This window comes from Beijerinckia mobilis (assembly GCF_000745425.1).
Lineage (GTDB): Bacteria > Pseudomonadota > Alphaproteobacteria > Rhizobiales > Beijerinckiaceae > Beijerinckia > Beijerinckia mobilis.
The window spans coordinates 1-1,464 of sequence record NZ_JQJH01000053.1; the positions used below are offsets into that span (position 1 = coordinate 1).

General features: G+C 53.0%; 1 rRNA gene. It reads left to right on the forward strand.

The features are described from left to right. Nucleotides 1-1,464: ribosomal RNA gene (locus tag DL88_RS18240) — 23S ribosomal RNA — on the forward strand; the annotation flags it as partial.

The following is a 1,464-nucleotide window of genomic DNA, read 5'->3' on the forward strand; positions in this document are numbered from 1 at the left end:
TACAAACAGTCGGAGCCTGCAAGGGTGACGGCGTACCTTTTGTATAATGGGTCAGCGACTTAATTTAACGAGCAAGCTTAAGCCGATAGGTGTAGGCGCAGCGAAAGCGAGTCTGAACAGGGCGTTGAGTTCGTTGAATTAGACCCGAAACCTAGTGATCTAGCCATGAGCAGGTTGAAGGTGCGGTAACACGCACTGGAGGACCGAACGGGTGTCTGTTGAAAAAGACTCCGATGACTTGTGGTTAGGGGTGAAAGGCCAACCAAACTGGGAAATAGCTGGTTCTCCGCGAAATCTATTTAGGTAGAGCCTCGCATGAATACTCCAGGGGGTAGAGCACTGGATGGGCTAGGGGGGTACACAACCTTACCAAACTCAACCAAACTCCGAATACCTGGAAGTACTGTGCGGGAGACACACGGCGGGTGCTAACGTCCGTCGTGAAGAGGGAAACAACCCAGACCAACAGCTAAGGCCCCCAATTCGTGGCTAAGTGGGAAAGGATGTGGAAATCCCAAAACAACCAGGAGGTTGGCTTAGAAGCAGCCATCCTTTAAAGAAAGCGTAACAGCTCACTGGTCTAAATAAGGGTTTCTGCGCCGAAGATGTACCGGGGCTCAAGCCACGAGCCGAAGCTTTGGGTGTGCGCAAGCACGCGGTAGCGGAGCGTTCTGTAAGTCTGCGAAGGGACAGCCGTGAGGCATCCTGGAGATATCAGAAGTGCGAATGCTGACATGAGTAACGAGAAACACTGTGAAAGACAGTGTCGCCGAAAGTCCAAGGGTTCCTGCGTAAAGTTAATCTTCGCAGGGTTAGCCGGTCCCTAAGGCGAGGCCGAAAGGCGTAGTCGATGGGAATCACGTTAATATTCGTGAGCCAGTGGATGGTGACGGATTGCGAAAGTCGTTCGGTCTTATTGGATTGATCGGGCGGCCTGGCAGTTCCAGGAAATAGCCTCCACATTCGTCCGTACCCGAAACCGACACAGGTGGACTGGTAGAGTATACCAAGGCGCTTGAGAGAATGACGCTGAAGGAACTCGGCAATTTACCTCCGTAACTTCGGAATAAGGAGGCCCTTTATCCGCGCAAGCGGGTCGAGGGGGCACAGACCAGGGGGTGGCAACTGTTTACCAAAAACACAGGACTCTGCGAAATCGCAAGATGACGTATAGGGTCTGACGCCTGCCCGGTGCCGGAAGGTTAAGAGGAGGAGTGCAAGCTCTGAATTGAAGCCCCGGTAAACGGCGGCCGTAACTATAACGGTCCTAAGGTAGCGAAATTCCTTGTCGGGTAAGTTCCGACCTGCACGAATGGCGTAATGACTTCCCCGCTGTCTCCAGCGTCAGCTCAGTGAAATTGAATTCCCCGTGAAGATGCGGGGTTCCTGCGGTCAGACGGAAAGACCCCGTGCACCTTTACTGTAACTTTGCACTGGCATTCGTGTCGGCATGTGTAGGATAGG